The sequence below is a fragment of the Pseudomonas sp. LBUM1657 genome (assembly GCF_059716075.1).
This window is the reverse complement of sequence record NZ_CP166799.1, coordinates 4,750,158-4,770,353: the sequence shown is the minus strand read 5'-3', so window position 1 is coordinate 4,770,353 and position 20,196 is coordinate 4,750,158. Positions and strand designations below refer to the sequence as shown.

The 20,196-nt window shown below is 59.0% G+C and carries 20 protein-coding genes; 14 read left to right on the top strand and 6 right to left on the bottom strand.

Annotation, left to right across the window (positions count from 1 at the left end):
* Positions 1-19 precede the first annotated feature (19 nt).
* Positions 20-910 carry an AraC family transcriptional regulator gene (locus tag ACA055_RS21945; protein WP_497680553.1) on the top strand — a complete coding sequence of 297 codons (891 nt, stop codon included), beginning with the start codon at positions 20-22 and terminating at the stop codon, positions 908-910.
* A 189-nt stretch (positions 911-1,099) separates the two neighbouring features.
* Here the strand turns inward: ACA055_RS21945 and ACA055_RS21940 are convergent, their stop codons facing one another.
* Positions 1,100-2,764 (bottom strand): electron transfer flavoprotein-ubiquinone oxidoreductase, encoded by a 1,665-nt coding sequence (locus ACA055_RS21940; RefSeq protein ID WP_497680552.1) that lies wholly within the window; start codon positions 2,762-2,764, stop codon positions 1,100-1,102.
* Between the two features lie 547 nt (positions 2,765-3,311).
* Here ACA055_RS21940 and ACA055_RS21935 point away from each other — a divergent pair.
* The 10 genes from ACA055_RS21935 to ACA055_RS21890 all read left to right on the top strand — a co-directional run bounded on the left by ACA055_RS21935 (position 3,312) and on the right by ACA055_RS21890 (position 12,832).
* Positions 3,312-4,061: an electron transfer flavoprotein subunit beta/FixA family protein gene (locus ACA055_RS21935; RefSeq protein ID WP_010461775.1), complete on the top strand. Its 750-nt coding sequence runs from the start codon at positions 3,312-3,314 to the stop codon at positions 4,059-4,061.
* Positions 4,062-4,991 (top strand): electron transfer flavoprotein subunit alpha/FixB family protein, encoded by a 930-nt coding sequence (locus tag ACA055_RS21930; RefSeq protein ID WP_497680551.1) that lies wholly within the window; start codon positions 4,062-4,064, stop codon positions 4,989-4,991.
* 80 nt (positions 4,992-5,071) lie between these two features.
* Positions 5,072-5,908 (top strand): substrate-binding periplasmic protein, encoded by an 837-nt coding sequence (locus ACA055_RS21925; RefSeq protein WP_497680550.1) that lies wholly within the window; start codon positions 5,072-5,074, stop codon positions 5,906-5,908.
* A 9-nt stretch (positions 5,909-5,917) separates the two neighbouring features.
* Positions 5,918-6,274 carry a DUF4398 domain-containing protein gene (locus ACA055_RS21920; RefSeq protein ID WP_497680549.1) on the top strand — a complete coding sequence of 119 codons (357 nt, stop codon included), beginning with the start codon at positions 5,918-5,920 and terminating at the stop codon, positions 6,272-6,274.
* Positions 6,271-7,083, top strand: coding sequence for an OmpA family protein (locus ACA055_RS21915; RefSeq protein WP_497680548.1), 813 nt, complete (start codon positions 6,271-6,273; stop codon positions 7,081-7,083). The genes ACA055_RS21920 and ACA055_RS21915 overlap by 4 nt, the downstream gene beginning before the upstream one ends.
* Before the next feature lie 210 nt (positions 7,084-7,293).
* Positions 7,294-8,733 carry an aminotransferase-like domain-containing protein gene (locus ACA055_RS21910; protein WP_046031720.1) on the top strand — a complete coding sequence of 480 codons (1,440 nt, stop codon included), beginning with the start codon at positions 7,294-7,296 and terminating at the stop codon, positions 8,731-8,733.
* 89 nt (positions 8,734-8,822) lie between these two features.
* On the top strand, positions 8,823-9,326 hold the full coding sequence (locus ACA055_RS21905) for a translation initiation factor 2 (RefSeq protein WP_497680547.1): 504 nt from the start codon (positions 8,823-8,825) through the stop codon (positions 9,324-9,326).
* A 165-nt stretch (positions 9,327-9,491) separates the two neighbouring features.
* On the top strand, positions 9,492-9,746 hold the full coding sequence (locus ACA055_RS21900) for a YkgJ family cysteine cluster protein (protein WP_497680546.1): 255 nt from the start codon (positions 9,492-9,494) through the stop codon (positions 9,744-9,746).
* 40 nt (positions 9,747-9,786) lie between these two features.
* Positions 9,787-10,392, top strand: a complete 606-nt coding sequence (locus tag ACA055_RS21895) for an START domain-containing protein (RefSeq protein ID WP_497680545.1) — start codon at positions 9,787-9,789, stop codon at positions 10,390-10,392.
* Positions 10,393-10,738: 346 nt separating this feature from the next.
* Positions 10,739-12,832: an LTA synthase family protein gene (locus ACA055_RS21890; protein ID WP_497680544.1), complete on the top strand. Its 2,094-nt coding sequence runs from the start codon at positions 10,739-10,741 to the stop codon at positions 12,830-12,832.
* A 59-nt stretch (positions 12,833-12,891) separates the two neighbouring features.
* On the opposite strand, the gene ACA055_RS21885 is transcribed toward ACA055_RS21890, so the two are convergent.
* Positions 12,892-13,050 (bottom strand): DUF3309 family protein, encoded by a 159-nt coding sequence (locus ACA055_RS21885; protein ID WP_497684465.1) that lies wholly within the window; start codon positions 13,048-13,050, stop codon positions 12,892-12,894.
* Positions 13,051-13,325: 275 nt separating this feature from the next.
* On the opposite strand from ACA055_RS21885, the gene ACA055_RS21880 reads away from it, so the two are divergent.
* The 3 genes from ACA055_RS21880 (at position 13,326) to csrA (ending at position 14,879) form a co-directional block, all read left to right on the top strand.
* The gene (locus tag ACA055_RS21880) at positions 13,326-14,141 is read left to right on the top strand and encodes an SDR family oxidoreductase (protein ID WP_497680543.1); all 816 of its coding nucleotides are present in this window, start codon (positions 13,326-13,328) and stop codon (positions 14,139-14,141) included.
* A gap of 66 nt (positions 14,142-14,207) precedes the next feature.
* The gene (locus ACA055_RS21875) at positions 14,208-14,540 is read left to right on the top strand and encodes a YnfA family protein (protein ID WP_416128581.1); all 333 of its coding nucleotides are present in this window, start codon (positions 14,208-14,210) and stop codon (positions 14,538-14,540) included.
* A gap of 153 nt (positions 14,541-14,693) precedes the next feature.
* Positions 14,694-14,879 carry a carbon storage regulator CsrA gene (gene csrA, locus ACA055_RS21870; protein WP_497680542.1) on the top strand — a complete coding sequence of 62 codons (186 nt, stop codon included), beginning with the start codon at positions 14,694-14,696 and terminating at the stop codon, positions 14,877-14,879.
* Between the two features lie 5 nt (positions 14,880-14,884).
* Here csrA and ACA055_RS21865 read toward each other — a convergent pair whose 3' ends face one another.
* From ACA055_RS21865 to ACA055_RS21850, 4 genes are all read right to left on the bottom strand, one after another.
* The gene (locus ACA055_RS21865) at positions 14,885-15,112 is read right to left on the bottom strand and encodes a YheU family protein (RefSeq protein WP_007945785.1); all 228 of its coding nucleotides are present in this window, start codon (positions 15,110-15,112) and stop codon (positions 14,885-14,887) included.
* Between the two features lie 201 nt (positions 15,113-15,313).
* Positions 15,314-16,504: an osmoprotectant NAGGN system M42 family peptidase gene (locus tag ACA055_RS21860; protein ID WP_497680541.1), complete on the bottom strand. Its 1,191-nt coding sequence runs from the start codon at positions 16,502-16,504 to the stop codon at positions 15,314-15,316.
* Positions 16,505-16,666: 162 nt separating this feature from the next.
* Complete coding sequence (gene ngg, locus ACA055_RS21855) at positions 16,667-18,415, bottom strand: N-acetylglutaminylglutamine synthetase (RefSeq protein ID WP_497680540.1); 1,749 nt, start codon at positions 18,413-18,415, stop codon at positions 16,667-16,669.
* Between the two features lie 3 nt (positions 18,416-18,418).
* Positions 18,419-20,191: an N-acetylglutaminylglutamine amidotransferase gene (locus ACA055_RS21850; RefSeq protein WP_497680539.1), complete on the bottom strand. Its 1,773-nt coding sequence runs from the start codon at positions 20,189-20,191 to the stop codon at positions 18,419-18,421.
* Between the last annotated feature and the right edge of the window lie 5 nt (positions 20,192-20,196).

Sequence of the window (20,196 nt, the reverse complement as noted above, 5' to 3'; positions counted from 1 at the left end):
TTTTTTGTGAAGAACTCTCATGTTGTTGACCCGTCATCTTGATGCCAATGCCTCCCTGGTTTCACTGATTCAGCCACTTACCACGCGTGACGGTTTCGCGCCTACGGCATTGCCGGGTGTGCAGGTTTTGCGCGCCAGTTGCGACGTGGCCCGTGGTCCGCAGATCTACGAGCCGAGCCTGGTTATCATCGCCCAGGGCAGCAAATTGGCGTATCTGGGCCCGCGTACGCTGGAGTACGGCGCCGGACATTATTTGATTCAGGCGCTGCCGGTGCCGTTCGAATGCGAGACATTTTCGGCACCGAATGGCCCGATGCTGGGCGTTTCCATCGCCATTGATCGGGTGTTGCTCGGTGAGTTGGTCTTGGCCATGGGACTGGCGCCGGGACGTAATATTGCGGCACAGACGCCAGAGTCCATGACCTCGGCGGTGCTCGATGATGGAATGCGTGGTTGTGTTGAACGGCTGTTGCGCTGTCTGCACGATCCGCTGGAATGCCAGATCATGGGGCAGGCGCGTTTGCGCGAGTTGCTGTTCGTCGCCTTGCGCGGCCCGCAAGCCGATGTGCTGCGGGCGCTGGTCGAGCAGCAGGGGCAATTCGCCCGGATCGCGGCATCGCTCAGTCATCTGCATGCGCATTACACCGAGCCGTTGAACGTCGAAACCCTGGCCAGCTGTGCGAACATGAGTGCGTCGACTTTTCATGAGCATTTCAAACGCAGCACCTTGCTGTCGCCGGTGCAGTATTTGAAACGCTTGCGCCTGCTTAAGGCGCAGGCGTTGCTGGTGGCCGAAGGGTTGGGCGTGGCGCAGGTGGCGCATCGGGTGGGGTATCAGAGCACGTCGCAGTTCAGTCGCGAGTACAAGCGCTACTTCGAACGAAATCCCGGTGATGAACGCGCCGCCTGATCTTCTATCGCAAATTTAATGTGGGAGCGGGCTTGCTCGCGAATGCAGTTGATCATTCAACATCAATGTTGACTGACACACTGCATTCGCGAGCAAGCCCGCTCCCACAATGGTTTCGTGGTGTGGCTTTTAAATCGCAGGCAACAAAAAGGCCCCCATTTCGGGAGCCTTGATGTTCAGACAGTCGACTTACATGTTCGGGTAAGTCGGGCCGCCAGAGCCTTCCGGTGCCACCCAGGTGATGTTCTGTGCAGGGTCCTTGATGTCGCAGGTCTTGCAGTGAACGCAGTTCTGGGCGTTGATCTGGAAGCGCTTCTCGCCGTCTTCCTTGGTGACCACCTCGTACACACCGGCCGGGCAGTAACGCTGGGCAGGCTCATCGTACAGCGGCAGGTTCTTGGCGATCGGGATGCTCGGGTCGGTGAGCTTCAAGTGGCAAGGCTGTTCTTCTTCATGGTTGGTACCCGAGATGAACACCGAGCTGAGTTTGTCGAAGCTGATTTTGCCGTCCGGTTTCGGATAGTCGATCTTCTTGCAGTCGGCCGCCAGTTTCAGGCACGCGTAATCTGGCTTGTTGTCGTGCAGGGTGAACGGCAGTTTGCCGCCGAAGATGTTCTGGTCCAGCCAGTTGAAACCGCCGCCGACAATGGCGCCGAACTTGTGAATCGCCGGGCCGAAGTTGCGGCTGGCGAACAGTTCGTCGTAGAGCCAGCTCTTCTTGAACGCGTCGACGTAAGTGGTCAGCTCATCGGTGCCATCTTTTTCGGCGAACAGCGCCTCGGCCACGGATTCAGCGGCGAGCATGCCGGACTTCATCGCGGTGTGGCTGCCCTTGATCTTGGCGAAGTTCAGGGTGCCGAGGTCGCAACCGATCAGCGCGCCGCCCTTGAAGACCATTTTCGGCAGCGAGTTCAGGCCGCCTTTGCAAATGGCACGCGCGCCGTAGCTGATGCGCTTGCCACCTTCCAGGTACTGTTTGAGCACCGGGTGATGCTTGAGGCGCTGGAACTCATCGAACGGCGACAGGTAAGTGTTGCTGTAGGACAGGTCGACGATCAGGCCGACCACCACCTGGTTGTTTTCCAGGTGATAGAGGAACGAGCCACCGGTGTTTTCGGTGCCCATGATGTCCAGCGGCCAACCGGCGGTGTGGACCACCAGGCCTGGTTGATGCTTGGCTGGGTCGATTTCCCAGATTTCTTTCAGGCCGATGCCGTAGTGCTGGGCGTCGGCATCGCTGTCGAGGTTGAAGCGCTTGATCAGCTGCTTGCCGATGTGGCCACGGCAGCCTTCGGCGAACAACGTGTACTTGCCACGCAGTTCCATGCCCGGTGTGTACAGGCCTTCTTTCGGTTGACCTTCGCGGTCAACGCCCAGATCGCCGGTGATGATCCCGCGAACCACGCCGTTCTCGTCGAACAGCGCTTCCTGGGCAGCGAAGCCCGGGTAGATTTCCACGCCCAGGTTCTCGGCCTGCTGGGCGAGCCAGCGGCACAGGTTGCCCAGGGAGATGATGTAGTTGCCTTCGTTGTGCATGGTCTTGGGCACAAAAAGGTCAGGAATCTTCTGCCCGCTGTCGGCGTTCTTGAGAACGAAGATGTCATCGCGGGTGACCGGCGTGTTCAGCGGGGCGCCGAGTTCTTTCCAGTCCGGGAACAATTCGTTCAGGGCGCGTGGTTCGAACACCGCACCGGACAAGATGTGAGCACCGACTTCGGAGCCTTTTTCGACCACGCAGACGCTGATTTCCTTACCGGCTTCGGCGGCCTTCTGCTTCAAGCGGCAGGCGGCGGAAAGACCAGCGGGGCCGGCACCGACGATGACCACGTCGAATTCCATGTATTCGCGTTCCACAGGTTATCTCCTACTCAAGGCTCAACAGTTTTTTTTCTAATTGGAGGTTTGGTGTCGCATCCATGAATTCCTGCGCAATGCAGGAAGAGGACAATCGATTAACCACCTTTCTCTCTAAGGTGGCGCATTATATCTACACCACTCCTAGCGTCCAATACAAACGTTTGTTTGAATCGGCTCAAAGCCAGATAAATCAAAGTCACGCGGCTTATGACTGGCCATTTTGCCGTATTGACCGGAATAGGCGTTCCGGTCAAGATACGGTCGGTTTTGCGCTCGCCGTAGGCTGACTGTTGGTTTCAAGAGCACCTCTAAAGACAGGGCGATGGCAGTACAAGGTGACGCGTTGCAACCTTTTGGCACGCAGTTTACACGCCGCGATATTGAATGACTTGTCGGTCACGTCTGACGAACGGTCATCACCCTCGTGAGCAAGGTCACCCGATACACCTGCCAGCGTTTTTAGAGGTGCCCTTGCGCCGATGAGCATCAAACCGCCAGGTTCGCCTAGGCGACTTTCTTTTCACCGGAGAGTAACGAGGAATCCATGAAGGTTCTTGTAGCTGTCAAACGCGTTGTGGATTACAACGTCAAGGTTCGCGTCAAGGCGGACAATTCCGGCGTCGACCTCGCCAACGTCAAGATGTCGATGAACCCGTTCTGCGAAATCGCAGTGGAAGAAGCCGTACGCCTGAAAGAGAAAGGTGTTGCGACTGAAATCGTCGTCGTCTCCATCGGCCCGACCACCGCTCAAGAGCAACTGCGCACCGCGCTGGCTCTGGGTGCCGACCGTGCCATCCTCGTCGAGTCCGCCGAAGACCTGACTTCCCTGGCCGTTGCCAAACTGCTGAAAGCGGTTGTCGACAAGGAACAGCCTCAGCTGGTGATCCTTGGCAAACAAGCCATCGACAGCGATAACAACCAGACTGGCCAGATGCTTGCTGCATTGAGCGGCTACGGTCAGGGCACCTTCGCTTCGAAAGTCGAAGTCAGCGGCGACACGGTTGCCGTGACCCGCGAAATCGACGGCGGCGCACAGACGGTTTCCCTGAAACTGCCAGCCATCGTCACCACCGACCTGCGTTTGAACGAGCCGCGCTACGCGTCCCTGCCAAACATCATGAAAGCCAAGAAGAAGCCTCTCGAAGTGCTGACTCCGGACGCTTTGGGCGTTTCCACCGCCTCCACCAACAAGACCGTGAAAGTCGAAGCGCCTGCTGCACGCAGCGCGGGTATCAAGGTCAAGTCGGTGGCTGAACTGGTCGAGAAACTGAAAAACGAAGCGAAGGTAATCTAAATGACTATCTTGGTTATTGCTGAACACGACAACAAAGTGCTGGCCCCGGCCACGCTGAACACCGTGGCTGCCGCCGCCAAAATCGGTGGTGACATCCACGTTCTGGTCGCAGGTCAGGGCGCGGGCGCCGTGGCTGAAGCCGCTGCGAAAATCGCTGGCGTGGCTAAAGTGCTGGTGGCCGACAACGCCGCCTACGCTCACCAACTGCCGGAAAACGTAGCGCCGCTGGTTGCCGAGCTGGGCGCTGGTTACAGCCACATCCTGGCTGCCGCCACTTCCAACGGCAAAAACATCCTGCCGCGCGTTGCCGCGACCCTGGACGTTGACCAGATCTCCGAGATCATCTCGGTTGAAAGCGCTGATACCTTCAAGCGCCCGATCTACGCTGGTAACGCCATCGCCACCGTTCAGTCGAACGCTGCGATCAAGGTGATCACCGTGCGTGCCACCGGTTTCGACCCGGTTGCTGCTGAAGGTGGTTCTGCTGCTGTTGAAGCGGTGGCTGCTGCTCACGACGCTGGCACTTCCAGCTTCGTCGGTGAAGAACTGGCCAAGTCCGATCGTCCGGAACTGACCGCTGCCAAGATCGTCGTTTCCGGCGGCCGCGGCATGCAGAACGGCGACAACTTCAAACACTTGTACGCCTTGGCCGACAAGCTGGGCGCTGCCGTCGGTGCTTCCCGCGCCGCGGTCGACGCAGGTTTTGTACCCAACGACATGCAGGTCGGTCAGACCGGCAAGATCGTTGCTCCTCAGCTGTACATCGCCGTCGGTATCTCCGGCGCGATCCAGCACCTGGCCGGCATGAAAGACTCCAAAGTGATCGTTGCGATCAACAAGGACGAAGAAGCGCCGATCTTCCAGGTGGCCGATTACGGCCTGGTGGCGGACTTGTTCGAAGCCATCCCTGAGTTCGAGAAGCTGGTCTAATCCAGCGGCTTGACTTATAAAGAGCCCGACCTTTTGGTCGGGCTTTTTTTTGTTCGGGATTTGAGTGGGAGAGTGTCGCCATGGATCTGCGCCGCGTGTGTGGCTGGTCATTGTTGCTGGGGCTGACGGTGTTGCCGGCGCTGACCCTCGCGGCGGGCAAATGCGAGCGCCTGGTGGTGACTGGCAGTCCGGATGCGCCGCCGTACCTGTGGCAAGACCCGCAAGACCCCAAGCACCTGATCGGCGCCAACGCCGATTTGTTGCAGCAAGTGGCGGGCGAGTTGGGCATCAAGATCGAGTTGCTGTATGCCGGCAAACGCTCCCAGGCTCTGGACGAAGTGCGCAGTGGACGCATGGACATGCTGGTTGATGCGCCATTGACCGTTGGTGAGCTGCAAACCCTGGACTACATTCATCCGCCGTTGGTGGAAAACGACTATCTGGTCTGGACCCGCAAAGACTCGCCGCTGGTCTACAACGAAGCGCAAGACCTTCACGGTCATCCTGGTGCCTTATCGGAAAAGTCTCGGATGACCCAGGCATTTGGCACTTTCGCTGAGCAGCAATTGACCCTCTCGCGTACGCCAAACCTGACTCAGGCATTTCAGAAATTGCTGTTGGGCGAGGTGGAATTTGTCCTGGCCGGACGCTACTCAGGCATGGCGACCGTACAGACACTGGGTATGGCCAACGACCTGATCGGCCGCCCACAACCCATCGACAAACCCGGCCTGTTCCTCGCGGTTTCCCACAACTCTGCCTGCAACGATCCGTGGTTGCGCGGACAGCTGGCCAAAAAGATGACAGAATTGCCCGCGTCCGGACTGACGGAAGCCGCACTGCTGCGCAATATCGAGCGTTGGAAAGCACAGCGCTCACAACCGCAGCAACCGCCTGTCAGTACCCCAAAACAGTAGGGATTTTTAGTGAGTATTCGACCTCTTTTCGCTGCCCTGGCCGTACTGGCTCTGGCGGGTTGTGCAGCCGATCCGGCGCCGAATGAACAAATACGCCTGACCGAGCAGGCACTCGAGCAAGCCAAAGCCGTGGGTGCCACCGTCGACGATGTGCCAGAACTGAAATTGGCCGAAGGAAAATTCACCCGTGCCCAAGGCGACATGACGGATCAGTCCTACAAACATGCGCGCATGCGGGCCGAACAGGCCGAGCTGGATGCGCGTCTGGCCGAAGCCCGGGTCCTGACCCTCAAGAGTCAGGAGCAGTTGAACGTGCTCAATACCCGCATCACTCGTCTGCGCAAGCAACTGGGAGATGCCCAATGAGCCTCAAGACCAAAGTACTCGGCGGTTTGCTCCTGGCCGGCTGCGTCAGCCTCTATGGCTGTGCCGGTCAGCACAGCGAAGCCTCGTTGCAGCAAGCAGGCACTGACTTCCAGAAGGTCAAGGAAGACTCCAACGTGCTGCGAATCGCGCCCAAGGATGTGATTCGCGCCGGTGAGTCCCTGGCCCGTGCCGATCGTCTGTCCAGCTACTGGGGCAGCGGTTCGGATGTGGCGCATTACGCTTACCTGAGCCAGCGCTACAGCGCAATCGCCCGTGAGCACACCAATCAGGTGCTCAACGAAGAGCTTGCGGCGAAGCTCGAGCTGGAGCGTCAGCGCCTGCAACTGGCCTTGCGCGAATCCAAGCTGCTGAGCGTGCAGCAACAGGGCAAGTGGCTCGAAGAACAGATTGTCGCGCTGGCCACCACCCAGACTGACCGTGGCCTGGTGATGACCCTTGGGGATGTGCTGTTCGACACGGGCGAAGCGGAGTTGAAAAACTCGGCGAATCGCGTGGTGTTGAAGATCGTGCAGTTCCTGCAGCTCAACCCCAAGCGAGTGGTGCGCATCGAAGGTTACGCCGACAGTACTGGCGGCAAGCAGGAAAACCTCAAGCTGTCCCGTGATCGTGCTCAATCGGTGGCGAATGTGCTGATGGACCTCGGCATCGATGACAAGCGCATCCAGGTCGAAGGTTACGGCGACGAATATCCAGTGGACGTGAACGCCTCCGAACGGGGTCGTGCGCAGAACCGTCGGGTGGAAATTGTGTTCTCCGACGAAAAAGGCCAGCTCGGCGCCGCCCGCTAAGGGGGGCGTCACTGGAAAACCCGGCCTGTCAGTCAGCGCCGGGTTTTTTTGCGCCTGGCATTTGCTCGTGCCATTCATAAAAGCAGTACAGTTTTTGCTGACACTGCACTGTACGGTCGACTATTGTGGCAACTGTCCCAGTACACTTCTAAACTGTTCCGGTATTGTTTCACACAAGAATAAAATGCCCGTGAAATCGAGTGCTGCGTCATGACCAATCTCTTGCTCTACCAACGTATTGCTCAGCAACTGGCCGAAGACATCCGCCGTGGGGTCTATCAGCCGGGGGAGCGCGTGCCTTCTGTACGCAAGATGAGCTCGCAGCTCAACGTCAGCCATGCGACGGTGTTGCAGGCTTACGCCAACCTCGAAGATCAGGGGCTGATCCGCGCCCGGCCGCAGTCGGGCTACTACGTTCACCAGACGCCGGCCCTGACCGCGCCGACCCCGGACATCGCCCGGGTCGAGCGCCCCGGTCTGGTTACCCGCAGCAGCATCATTCAGCAAGTCCTGGTCGAATCCCGCCGCGAGGGTGTCTTTCCCTTGGGCGCAGCGGTACCGAGCGTCGATTATCTGCCGGTGCGGGCGCTGCATCAGCAACTGGCCAAAGTCACTCGTTTCCATAGTCCACGGGCTTTCAGCTACATGTTCAGCCCCGGTTTCGAGCCGTTGCGCCGGCAGGTGGCGATCCGCATGCGCGATGCCGGCGTGGTGGTCGACCCCTCTGAAGTGGTGATCACCCACGGCTGCGTCGACGCGTTGCAAATGTCGCTGCGAGTATTGACCCGGCCGGGCGACTTGATTGCCGCCGAATCGCCGACTTACTACGGTTTGCTGCAACTGGCTGACTTGCTGGGCCTTAAGGTCATCGAAATCCCCAGCGATCCGGCCACCGGCATGAGCCTTGAAGCCCTGCAACTGGCGGCCAACCAGTGGTCGATCAAAGCGCTGGTGCTCACCACTCGTCTGAGTAATCCATTGGGCGGCACCATGCCCGAAGAGCGGCAGAAACAACTGCTGCGCCTGGCCTCGGATTTCGACATACAGATTGTCGAGGACGATATCTACGGCGAACTGATGTTCGAGCAGGGGCGCACTAAATCGCTCAAGGCTTACGACCGGCTGGATCGGGTGATCTATTGCTCGAGCTTTTCCAAAACCCTGTCGCCGGGCGTGCGAATTGGCTGGATGATTGCCGGCAAGTACCAGCAGGAAATCCAGCGCTTGCAGACCTTCAGTACCCACTCGGCCTGCAGCGTCACGCAAATGGGCATCGCGGCCTACTTGGAGAATGGGGGTTACGACCGGCATTTGCGCTACATCCGTCAGGAGTACCGCAAGAATCTCAGCGCTTTTCAGCTGGCGGTGCAGCAGTATTTCCCGGAAGGCACACAGATGACCCGGCCTACGGGCGGCTTCATTCTATGGGTCAGCCTGCCGGGGCGAGTCAACACTCAGGAACTGCACGTGCGGGCCTTGCAGCAGGGCATCAGCATCGCGCCGGGGTTGATTTTCAGTAACACCGAGCAGTTCAATCACTGCATTCGGCTGAACTGCGGCATACCCTGGAACCGTGAAGCCGAGCGTGCATTGATGACCCTCGGCATGTTGGCTACCCAGCTCTGCCAGGAAATGGCTGGTGGTTTTTGACGGGGCGGGCAGGTTATTCCTGCCCGAGCTTGTCTTGTCACGTCCAACAGGCGAGCATATGGCCCTCTGCCGTTAGCGCTGTTGGGTCCATGAAGCCTATTTTTCCCGCCGTCTGGCTATCGATCTGCCTGTTGATGACCTTTCACGCCGAAGGCGTCATGGCGGCTTCCGTCCAGGAAAAACCGGCAGCCAGCACCCCCGCGAAAAAAACGGCAGCGGCCAAGAAAGTCGCTCCCGCCAAGGCTCCCGCCAAGAAAGCCGCACCGGTCAAAAAGAAAGCGGCGGTGGTAAAAAAACGGCCACCGATTGTCTCCAAGTCCAAATCCGCCAGTGAGGTGGTGAAAACCAAGCTTCCTACTGTCGACCTGGATTTGAGTCTGCCCGAGGAGATGGCCGAGGAGTTGAAACCGATCGGTACAGTCCCATTACCCCGGCGCGATCCGGTGTTGCCGCAAATGTTCGGTGACAAGGCCGGCAGCACTCCGTTTCAGCTCAACGGACGGCTGATCAGCAACGAAATGCAGTTGCAACTGCGCAACGAAGAGCGCCGTGAAGTCGAAGGTGCAGCCCTGGAATTCGAGTTCAAGCGCTAATTCCTTCCCATCCGTGACCCGCTGGCCAGACGCTTTGTCGGAGACTGGTCAGTCACGTCCGTTTGAAGGTAAAAACCCGCTCCCGGGTAATTTTAAACAGCCGTTTTAGCGGGTACTCTGTGCCCCGTCCTTTAACACATTGCTCGTCGCGAGGAGCTTGTCGTCATGAAATGCCGTGAGGGCTGTGGCGCCTGTTGCATTGTCCCTTCCATCAGTTCGCCGATTCCCGGCATGCCCAATGGCAAAGCCGCGGGAGAGCGTTGCGTCCAACTTTCGGTCGAAAACCTGTGCGGTATTTTCGGCCAACCGGAACGTCCTGCCGTTTGTTCGGCATTTGAAGCCGATGTCGAAGTCTGCGGAAACAGCAGTGATGAAGCGATCAGATTGCTGGGATGGTGGGAGCAAATGACGGCCGCGTGATGTGTTTAACAAATGGAACTTCAACAATAAGGAAAAGATTATGGGTTCGCTGCATCGTATGGCTGTGTTGTGTGGTTTGACGGTAATGCTGGCAACCACGGCCGCTCAGGCCGAGGACTGGAAAGTCGCCAAGAACGAAGACGGCATCAAGGTATCCCTGAGTGAAGTGGCCGGTTCCGATTACAAGGCCTACCAGGGCGTCACCCTGATGAAAACCACCATGGCCAAACTGCGCGCGCTGCAGGAAGACGTGCCCGGCGCCTGCGCCTGGATTCACGAATGCAAGACCCAGAAGTTGCTTAAGCACGAAGGCGATCAGAGCTGGACCTACACGCAGTTCAATACCCCTTGGCCGGTGACCGCGCGTGACTCGGTGCTGCATGTCACCACCCTTACAGGCGCCGATGGCAGCCTGACCCGCAAACTTGAAGGCGTGCCGACGTACATTCCTGAAGAAAAGGGTTTTGTGCGGGTTACCAAGATCGACGGTTTCTGGAAGTTCGTGCCCAAGGGTGACCAGGTCGAAGTGACCTATCAGGTGCACACCGAGCCGGGCGGCAGCATACCGTCGGTGGTTGCCAATAAGTTTGTGGTTGATGCGCCGTTCAATACGTTGAAAGCCTTGAAAGAACGTGCCGAGAAGTAAGCACGGCTTTGGGGGGGACATATCCGTTACCGCAGAAACGGATATGTCCACGATCAAAGAGCAGCCGTCACCGCAACAACGGATATGTACACAATCAAACACCCCCAATGGGCCATTCAAGTCGAAGCCTTTATTTTGTTTCCGGATATGCGTTGCACGAAATTTTCACAACGCCTCCAAGACAATTCGCCCGCGCCAGACTACCGGACAGTAATGAATGGCAATGCCGCGAGTGATCGTGCAACATTTGCGCACCGCGCAAGCCCCGGGGCCGAGAACTGGCCAACAGAGGGCAGGGCGCAGCTGTATTTTTGAAACTTTAACTTCCAATGGGTCCTAAAACGACATGGCAAACCCGGACGCCCTGAGTCAGCAGCGAGCTTCTAGTCGCCTGCTGCAACCGACCGTCAAATCGCATCTGGCCTACACGCTGCTTTGTGCTCTGATCATGATGGTGATGTTTTCCGTGCTGCGCGTCGCGCTGCTGGTCTACAACAGCGAGATGATCCTCGACACCCCAGCCTCGACTTTCCTTGAGGCCTTCGCCAACGGCCTGCGTTTCGACCTGCGCCTGGTGGTCTACCTGAGCATTCCGCTGGTGCTGGCGCTGTTCAGTGCCCGGGCCATGGCCGCTCGTGGTTTTTTCCGCTTCTGGCTGACCATCGCTTCGAGCATCGCGCTGTTCCTGGGCCTGATGGAGATGGACTTCTACCGTGAATTCCACCAGCGGCTCAACGGCCTGGTCTTCCAGTACGTGAAGGAAGACCCGAAAACCGTGATGAGCATGCTCTGGTACGGTTTTCCGGTGGTTCGCTACCTGCTGGCCTGGGCCGTGGGCACCTTGATCCTGACCCTGGCCTTCAAGGGGGCCGACCGCGCTACCCGTCCTCGCGGTCCATTCAGCGGCGGTAGCATCAGCACGCGCCAGATTGCCCCGTGGTATGCACGCATCGGCGTGTTCGTGGTGTGCCTGCTGATCTGCGTGGTCGCGGCTCGCGGCACCCTGCGTCAGGGCCCGCCGATGCGTTGGGGTGACGTCTACACCACCGATTCCAATTTCGCCAACCAATTGGGCCTCAACGGTACGCTTTCTCTGGTCGCTGCGGCCAAGAGCCGGATGTCCGAAGATCGTGACAACATCTGGAAAGCCACGCAGCCACAGCCTTTGGCGCAGCAGACTGTGCGCGACATGCTGATGACGGCGGACGACAAACTGGTGGACGGCGAAACCGCAGCGGTGCGCCGCGATTACATGCCGCCGGCCGACAAGACACTGCCGATCAAGAACGTCGTTGTGATCCTGATGGAAAGCATGGCTGGTCACTCGGTGGGCGCGTTGGGTGCGCCGGGCAATATCACGCCGTACCTCGACAAACTGTCGAAGGAAGGCCTGCTGTTCGATCGTTTCTTTTCCAACGGCACCCATACCCACCAGGGTATGTTCGCGACCATGGCCTGTTTCCCGAACCTGCCGGGTTTCGAATACCTGATGCAGACCCCGGAAGGCAGCCACAAGCTGTCCGGTCTGCCGCAATTGCTCAGTGCTCGTGATTTCAACGATGTGTACGTCTACAACGGCGACTTCGCCTGGGACAACCAATCGGGTTTCTTCAGCAACCAGGGCATGACCAACTTCATCGGTCGTAACGACTTCGTGAACCCGGTGTTCTCCGATCCGACTTGGGGCGTGTCCGACCAGGATATGTTCGACCGTGGTCTGGTAGAGCTCAAGGCGCGGGAAAACGGCAAGCCGTTCTATGCGTTGTTGCAGACCCTGTCCAACCACACGCCATACGCCTTGCCGACACCTTTGCCGGTCGAGCGCGTGACCGATCGCGGCAGTCTGAACGAGCATTTGACCGCCATGCGTTACTCGGACTGGGCACTAGGCCAGTTCTTTGAAAAGGCCCGCAAGGAGCCGTACTTCAAGGAAACCCTGTTTGTTGTCGTCGGCGACCACGGTTTTGGCAACGAGCGTCAGATCACTGAAATGGACCTGGGCCGTTTCAACGTACCGATGCTGTTGATCGCACCGGGCATCCAGGAAAAGTTTGGCACCCTGGACCACACCGTCGGCACTCAGGTCGACATCGTGCCGACCATCATGGGCCGCATCGGCGGCGAAGTGCGCCATCAGTGCTGGGGCCGCGACCTGCTCAACTTGCCTGAAGGCGACACCGGTTTTGGCGTGATCAAACCATCGGGCAGCGAACAGACCACGGCGATCATCACGGTCGACCAGATACTGGTATTGCCGAAGGACAAGGACATGGCGCCGAAGATGTATAACTACGAACTGGGTGCTACGCCGCGTGCCGTGGTCGTTCCGGATGCACCGCGTATGGCAGAGATGAAAACCAAGCTCGAAGCGTTCCTGCAAACCGCCACCAAAAGCCTGATCGATAACACCGCCGGTGTCATTGATGGCAAGCCGGACTAAGCGTTGACGCAATAAAAAAGAGGCCCATCAAGGGCCTCTTTTTTTTGCCTGTTAAATCTTTATATCTTGCCGAGCAACAACAGGATCAGCAGTACCACCAATACTACACCGATGATCCCCGACGGACCGTAACCCCAACTTCTGGAGTGAGGGAACACTGGCAAACCACCAATCAACAACAGGATCAGTATTACGAGGAGAATTGTGCCCATGTCTATTTCCTTGTTGGAGAAGTGTTCTGGAGTTACCTGGCGTATTAACTGTCAGCCTGGATGTTTATAAATCTAGCTGCTTAAAACGTCCGACTGTCGCGAATGAAGGAAAATTCCAAGTTTTTTTCATGTTTTTCGAACAAAGGCTTATTTGTTCAATTAGTTGGCTCAGGGGCTTCCACGGTTTGCTCGGGCCATTCAGCAATCTGATGGAGCGTGGGTCGGGCGTTGTCCTTCGCTACACTCGACACATCTTCCCCGGAACAACAAGGCTGTTTGCTATGCAAAATCGCATGATGATCACTGGCGCAGGCTCTGGCCTGGGTCGCGAAATCGCGCTGCGCTGGGCGCGTGAAGGCTGGCAGCTGGCCTTGTCGGACGTCAGCGAGCCCGGTTTGCAGGAAACCCTGAAGCTGGTTCGCGAAGCCGGTGGTGACGGTTTTATCCAGCGTTGCGACGTGCGCGACTACAGCCAGCTCACTGCTTTCGCCCAGGCTTGTGAAGAAAAGCTCGGTGGTATCGATGTCATCGTCAACAACGCTGGCGTTGCCTCGGGCGGGTTCTTCAGTGAACTGTCCCTGGAAGACTGGGACTGGCAGATCGCAATCAACTTGATGGGCGTGGTCAAGGGCTGCAAGGCTTTCCTGCCGCTGCTGGAAAAAAGCAAAGGCAAGATCATCAACATCGCGTCGATGGCGGCCCTGATGCAAGGCCCGGCCATGAGCAACTACAACGTGGCCAAGGCGGGTGTGGTGGCGTTGTCCGAAAGCCTGCTGATCGAACTGGCGCAGCAGGAAGTCGGCGTACATGTGGTGTGCCCGTCCTTCTTCCAGACCAATCTGCTGGACTCTTTCCGCGGCCCGACGCCAGCCATGAAAGCCCAGGTCGGCAAACTGCTGGAAAGTTCACCGATCACGGCGGCCGAGATTGCCGACTACATCTATCAGCACGTCGCCGCAGGCGAGTTCATGATTCTGCCCCACGAACAGGGCCGCATGGCCTGGGCGCTCAAGCAGAAGAACCCGCAGCTGCTTTACGACGAAATGACCGTCATGGCCGACAAAATGCGCGCCAAGGCCAAACAAACCGCAGGTTGAGCTTGCCCCCTACACAAAACCGTCGTTAGGGTGGCCGCCATCGGCCATCCTCGCGAGACGTTTTGCATGCTTAATTACCTGTGGTTTTTCCTCGCCGCGCTGTTTGAAATCGCCGGCTGCTTTGCGTTCTGGATGTGGCTGCGCCAGGGCAAAAGCGCCTGGTGGGTGGTGCCGGCACTGCTCAGCCTGACCTTGTTCGCGCTGCTGCTGACCCGCATCGAAGCGACTTACGCCGGTCGCGCCTATGCCGCTTACGGCGGCATCTACATTATTGCTTCGATTGGTTGGCTGGCGGTGGTCGAGCGGATTCGTCCGCTGGGCTCGGACTGGATCGGTGTGGCGCTGTGTGTGATCGGGGCAAGCGTCATCCTTTTCGGGCCGCGCTTCTCCGCAGCCTGAAGGATCGGTCCTTCAATCAAAGGTTTTGTCAGACGTTTCCGTAAGAGCGGCTAGTCCTGCGCCGTAGGTTGGGTCTGGTTTGCTGTCGTCGCATTGAAGAGCCGCCAAGTGCCGGGCATCTTCAGGGTTCGATAACCCTGAAGGACGAATGCCATGCTTGTACTCAGTCGCGTTGTGGGCGAATTGATTTCCATCGGTGACAACATTTCCGTGCGCATTGTTGCCGTTAACGGAAACACCGTGCGCTTCGGTGTCGAAGCGCCGCAGGACGTCAACGTGCACCGCGCCGAAGTCTACGAACGCATCCAGGTCAAACTGGCCAGAAACAAGGGGCGCTGAAGGCCTCAGTCGAACAGGTGCTTGGGCACGTCGTGCTTGAGCATCAACTGGCATTGCTCGCTTTCCGGATCGAAGACAATCAGCGCCTGGCCCTTGGTCAATGCCTGACGAACACGCAGTACGCGGGTCTCCAGCGGCGTGTCATCACCGTTGTCGGTACCGTCACGGGTCACGAAATCTTCGATCAGGCGGGTCAGGGTGTCGACTTCAAGTTGGTCGTAGGGGATCAGCATAGGCACCTCGGTGAAAACAATGGCGCGATGCTACGGCGAATGATCGGTTGCGGCTAGCCTGGGCTCATGTGTTGCTTGATCTACCGCCTTCGCGGGCAAGCCCGCTCCCACAGTTGGCCGAGTTCTTTCATGAGAATGCGGTCGAATGTGGGAGCGGGCTTGCTCGCGAAGGCGACCTTTCAGACACCAAACATCTCAAGGTCAGCTATCCGACCGCTGCCCCACCAGACTGTCCACCGACGGCACGCGGGTATCGCTTTCCATCTGTGTATCGTGCTCGATCTGGTGACTGAACCGGTCCAGTGAACCTTTGGCCGGCTGCGCATCGCTGGCGAACACCGGTGGGCTCAGTATGTAAGCGCCGAGCAAACGACTGAGCGCAGCGAGGCTGTCGATGTGGGTGCGTTCGTAGCCGTGGGTAGCGTCGCAACCGAAGGCGAGCAGGGCGGTGCGAATGTCGTGGCCGGCGGTGACGGCCGAGTGGGCATCACTGAAGTAGTAGCGGAACAGGTCACGGCGCACGGGCAACTCGTTGTCACTGGCCAGGCGCAAAAGATGCCGTGACAGGTGATAGTCGTAAGGCCCGCCGGAGTCCTGCATCGCCACGCTCACTGCGTGCTCGCTTGAGTGCTGGCCCGGCGCGACCGGCGCAATGTCGATGCCGACGAATTCGCTGACATCCCACGGCAATGCCGCCGCCGCGCCGCTGCCGGTTTCTTCGGTGATGGTAAAGAGCGGATGACAGTCGATCATCAGTTCTTCGCCGCTGTCGACGATCGCTTTCAGCGCCGCCAGCAACGCCGCAACACCCGCCTTGTCGTCGAGATGACGGGCACTGATGTGGCCGCTTTCAGTGAACTCCGGCAGCGGATCGAAGGCGACGAAATCACCCACACTGATGCCCAGTGAGTCGCAATCGGCGCGGGTGGCGCAATAGGCATCCAGGCGCAATTCGATGTGATCCCAACTGATCGGCATTTCATCCACGGCGGTATTGAACGCGTGCCCGGAAGCCATCAGGGGCAATACGCTGCCGCGGATCACGCCGTTGTCGGTGAACAGGCTCACCCGACTGCCCTCGGCAAAGCGGCTGGACCAGCAACCGACGGGGGCGAGGGTCAGACGGCCGTTGTCCTTGATCGCGCGAACCGCTGCGCCGATGGTGTCCAGGTGGGCGGAGACCGCACGGTCCGGGCTGTTCTTCTTGCCCTTGAGGGTGGCGCGGATGGTTCCGCGGCGCGTCATTTCGAAGGGAATGCCCAGCTCTTCAAGCCGCTCGGCGACGTAGCGCACGATGGTGTCGGTGAACCCGGTCGGGCTGGGAATGGCGAGCATTTCCAGCAGGACTTTTTGCAGGTAGTTGAGATCCGGTTCGGGAATTTTGCTGGTCATGGAAACTCCTGATGAGTTGAGAGCATCGATGGTTTCGATGAGGGAGAGGAATCTTTGGTGTCTGTCAGGCCGCCTTCGCGAACAAAACCGCTCCCCCAATGGAATGCGGTCGCATGTGGGAGCGGGCTTGCTCGCGAAGGCGTCAGTCCAGGCACTCCATCACTAAGAGACCGCTGGCTGACTATGGGGAAACAACAAATCCACAAACCGCTCCGCCGTCGGCTGCGGTTCATGGTTGGCCAGCCCGGCGCGTTCATTGGCTTCGATAAACACATACTCAGGTTGGTCGGCGGCAGGCACCATCAGGTCGAGCCCGACCATCGGAATATCCAGGGCCCGTGCAGCGCGCACCGCCGCATCCACCAACGTCGGATGCAGGATCGCGGTGACATCCTCAAGAACCCCACCGGTATGAAGATTCGCCGTACGGCGTACGAACAGATGTTCACCGGCCGGCAGAATGCTGCTGTAGTCGTAACCCGCCGCATGCAGGGTGCGCTGGGTCTCATGGTCCAGCGGGATTTTGCTTTCACCGCTGGTGGCGGCCTGACGACGTCGGCTCTGGGCTTCGATCAGTTCACCGATGGAATGCTGGCCATCGCCCACCACTTCCGCCGGCCGGCGAATGGCCGCGGCAACCACTTCAAAACCGATCACCACAATCCGCAGGTCGAGACCTTCATGGAAGCTTTCCAGTAGCACGCGACTGTCAAATTGGCGGGCGGACTCGATGGCTTGTTGAACCTCTTCGATGGTCCGCAAATCCACCGCCACGCCTTGGCCCTGTTCGCCATCCAGCGGTTTGACCACCACCCGCTCGTGCTCGTCGAGAAACGCCAGATTGTCATCGGCGTTACCCGCCAGTTGTTGCGAGGGCAGGTTCAGGCCGGCCGCCTTGAGCACTTTGTGGGTCAGGCTTTTGTCCTGGCACAACGTCATGCTGATGGCGCTTGTCAGATCGCTGAGGGATTCGCGGCAGCGCACCCGACGGCCGCCAAGGCTGAGGGTGAACATCCCGGCATCGGCGTCATCGACCTGTACATCGATCCCGCGTCGATGAGCTTCCTCAACGATGATCCGCGCATACGGATTGAACTCGGCTTCGGGGCCTGGGCCGAGAAACAACGGCTGATTGATGCAGTTCTTGCGCTTGATTGCGAAGGTCGACAGGTTGCGAAAACCCAGCTTGGCGTAAAGACTTTTCGCCTGCCGGTTGTCGTGCAGCACCGACAGGTCGAGGTAGCTAAGCCCGCGGCTCATGAAGTGTTCGATCAGATGCCGCACCAACACTTCACCGACACCCGGTCGCGAACAATGCGGATCAACGGCCAGGCACCACAAGCTGCTGCCGTTCTCCGGATCATTGAACGCATTGTGATGGTTGAGGCCCATGACGCTACCGATGATTGCGCCGTTGTCTTCATCTTCGGCCAGCCAATACACCGGACCGCCTTCATGGCGTGGGGTCAGCAAACTCGCGTCAATGGGCAGCATGCCGCGGGACTGATAAAGCTGATTGATTGCCTGCCAGTCGGGCTCGCTCTGGGCCCGGCGAATGCGAAAACCACGAAACACCCGGGTTGACGGGCGGTAGTCGCTGAACCACAGGCGCAAGGTGTCGGACGGGTCGAGAAACAGTTGGGCGGGCTCCAGCCCCAGCACTTGCTGGGGGGCGGCCACGTACAGGGCAATATCGCGCTCTCCCGGCTGCTCGTTGAGCAACTCGTGAGCGAGGCTCGCCGCATCCGGAAACGTGTGGCCGATCAGCAATCGGCCCCAACCGCAGTGCACGGCAATCGGCGCCGCGCCCAGTTCGCTGCCGTCTTCGGCCAGACGCGCCTGCAAGCGTTCGTAGGACGGCGTCTGACCACGCAACAAGCGTTGGCTATAAGCCGTGGCATGGGGTTTCATCGATCAGATTCCTTGTTCACTGAGCCACAGGTTCAGTGCCGCCAGTTGCCACAGCTTGGAGCCGCGCAACGGGGTCAACTGGCCTTGTGGATCGGTCAGCAGGCGGTCGAGCATGGCCGGTTTGAACAGGCCGCGATCCTGGCTTGGATCGAGCAGCAGTTCACGAACCCAGTTCAGCGTGTCGCCTTGCAAATGCTTCAGGCCCGGCACCGGGAAGTAACCTTTCTTGCGATCGATCACTTCGCTTGGAATCACCAGCCGCGCCGCTTCTTTCAACACTTGCTTGCCGCCGTCCGGCAGTTTGAACTTGCCCGGCACGCGGGCCGACAATTCCACCAGGCGATAGTCGAGAAACGGTGTGCGCGCTTCCAGCCCCCAGGCCATGGTCATGTTGTCGACGCGTTTGACCGGGTCGTCCACCAGCATCACCGTGCTGTCCAGACGAAGGGCTTTGTCCACCGCTGCATCGGCGCCGGGCTGTGCGAAATGTTCCTTCACGAAGTCGCCGGCGGCGTCATTGGCCGTCAGCCATTTCGGCTGCACGGTCGCGGCGTAGTCGTCGTAGCTGCGGTCGAAAAACGCATCGCGATAAGCCGCGTAGGGATCGGCAGCGCCGTCGACCTGCGGATACCAGTGGTAACCGGCAAACAGTTCGTCCGCGCCCTGGCCGCTCTGCACCACCTTGCAATGCTTGGCCACTTCTCGCGACAGCAGATAGAAGGCAATGCAGTCATGACTGACCATCGGCTCGCTCATGGCGCGGAACGCCGCCGGCAGTTGCTCGATGATCTCTTTTTCGTCGATGCGCAATTGGTGGTGCTGGGTGCCGTAATGCTTGGCAATCAGGTCCGAGTACTGGAACTCGTCGCCGCGCTCGCCACCGGCATCCTGGAAACCGATGGAAAAGGTCGACAGGTTTTCAACACCGACTTCCCGCAGCAGACCGACCAGCATGCTCGAATCGACACCGCCGGAAAGCAGCACGCCGACGTCTACCGCCGCACGCTGACGGATCGCCACGGCGTCGCGGGTGCTGTCGAGCACGCGGTCACGCCAGTCTTCGAGGGTCAGATTCATCTCATCGGCGTGTGGGCCGTAGGGCAGGGTCCACCAGGTTTTCTGCTCGGTGGTGCCGTCCGCTTCGATGCGCATCCAGGTCGCTGGCGGCAGTTTTTCGATGCCCGCCAGCAAGGTGCGCGGCGCCGGAACCACGGCGTGGAAATTCAGATAATGATTGAGCGCTACGGGATCGAGGATCGGGTTGATGTCGCCGCCCTTGAGCAACGCCGGCAGCGACGAGGCAAAACGCAGGCGTTGGCCGGTGCGCGACAGGTACAGCGGCTTCACGCCGAGACGGTCGCGGGCAATAAACAGGCGTTTGGCGTCGCGCTCCCAAATGGCGAAGGCGAACATGCCGTTGAGTTTGGGCAGGAGCGCTTCGCCCCAGGCGTGATAGCCCTTGAGCAGCACTTCGGTGTCGCCACCGGAATAGAAGGCATAGCCCAGGCTTTCCAGCTCGGTGCGCAGTTCCGGAAAATTGTAGATCGCGCCGTTGAAGGCCAGGGACAAACCCAATTGGTTGTCGATCATCGGCTGCGCCGAACCGTCCGACAGGTCCATGATTTTCAGGCGACGATGGCCCAGGGCAATTGGCCCTTGGGCATGAAAGCCCCACGCGTCAGGGCCGCGAGGGGCCAGGTGATGGGTGATTCGCTCAATGGCTGCAAGGTCTGCAGGTTGATGATCAAAACGTAACTCGCCAGCTAATCCGCACATAAAAT

Coding starts and splice junctions, on each gene's coding strand:
- ACA055_RS21945 (WP_497680553.1), top strand. CDS start 20: ATGTTGTTGACCCGTCATCTTGATGCCAATGCCTCCCTGGTTTCACTG.
- ACA055_RS21935 (WP_010461775.1), top strand. CDS start 3,312: ATGAAGGTTCTTGTAGCTGTCAAACGCGTTGTGGATTACAACGTCAAG.
- ACA055_RS21930 (WP_497680551.1), top strand. CDS start 4,062: ATGACTATCTTGGTTATTGCTGAACACGACAACAAAGTGCTGGCCCCG.
- ACA055_RS21925 (WP_497680550.1), top strand. CDS start 5,072: ATGGATCTGCGCCGCGTGTGTGGCTGGTCATTGTTGCTGGGGCTGACG.
- ACA055_RS21915 (WP_497680548.1), top strand. CDS start 6,271: ATGAGCCTCAAGACCAAAGTACTCGGCGGTTTGCTCCTGGCCGGCTGC.
- ACA055_RS21910 (WP_046031720.1), top strand. CDS start 7,294: ATGACCAATCTCTTGCTCTACCAACGTATTGCTCAGCAACTGGCCGAA.
- ACA055_RS21905 (WP_497680547.1), top strand. CDS start 8,823: ATGAAGCCTATTTTTCCCGCCGTCTGGCTATCGATCTGCCTGTTGATG.
- ACA055_RS21900 (WP_497680546.1), top strand. CDS start 9,492: ATGAAATGCCGTGAGGGCTGTGGCGCCTGTTGCATTGTCCCTTCCATC.
- ACA055_RS21895 (WP_497680545.1), top strand. CDS start 9,787: ATGGGTTCGCTGCATCGTATGGCTGTGTTGTGTGGTTTGACGGTAATG.
- ACA055_RS21890 (WP_497680544.1), top strand. CDS start 10,739: ATGGCAAACCCGGACGCCCTGAGTCAGCAGCGAGCTTCTAGTCGCCTG.
- ACA055_RS21880 (WP_497680543.1), top strand. CDS start 13,326: ATGCAAAATCGCATGATGATCACTGGCGCAGGCTCTGGCCTGGGTCGC.
- ACA055_RS21875 (WP_416128581.1), top strand. CDS start 14,208: ATGCTTAATTACCTGTGGTTTTTCCTCGCCGCGCTGTTTGAAATCGCC.
- csrA (WP_497680542.1), top strand. CDS start 14,694: ATGCTTGTACTCAGTCGCGTTGTGGGCGAATTGATTTCCATCGGTGAC.
- ACA055_RS21865 (WP_007945785.1), bottom strand. CDS start 15,112: ATGCTGATCCCCTACGACCAACTTGAAGTCGACACCCTGACCCGCCTG.
- ACA055_RS21860 (WP_497680541.1), bottom strand. CDS start 16,504: ATGACCAGCAAAATTCCCGAACCGGATCTCAACTACCTGCAAAAAGTC.
- ngg (WP_497680540.1), bottom strand. CDS start 18,415: ATGAAACCCCATGCCACGGCTTATAGCCAACGCTTGTTGCGTGGTCAG.
- ACA055_RS21850 (WP_497680539.1), bottom strand. CDS start 20,191: ATGTGCGGATTAGCTGGCGAGTTACGTTTTGATCATCAACCTGCAGAC.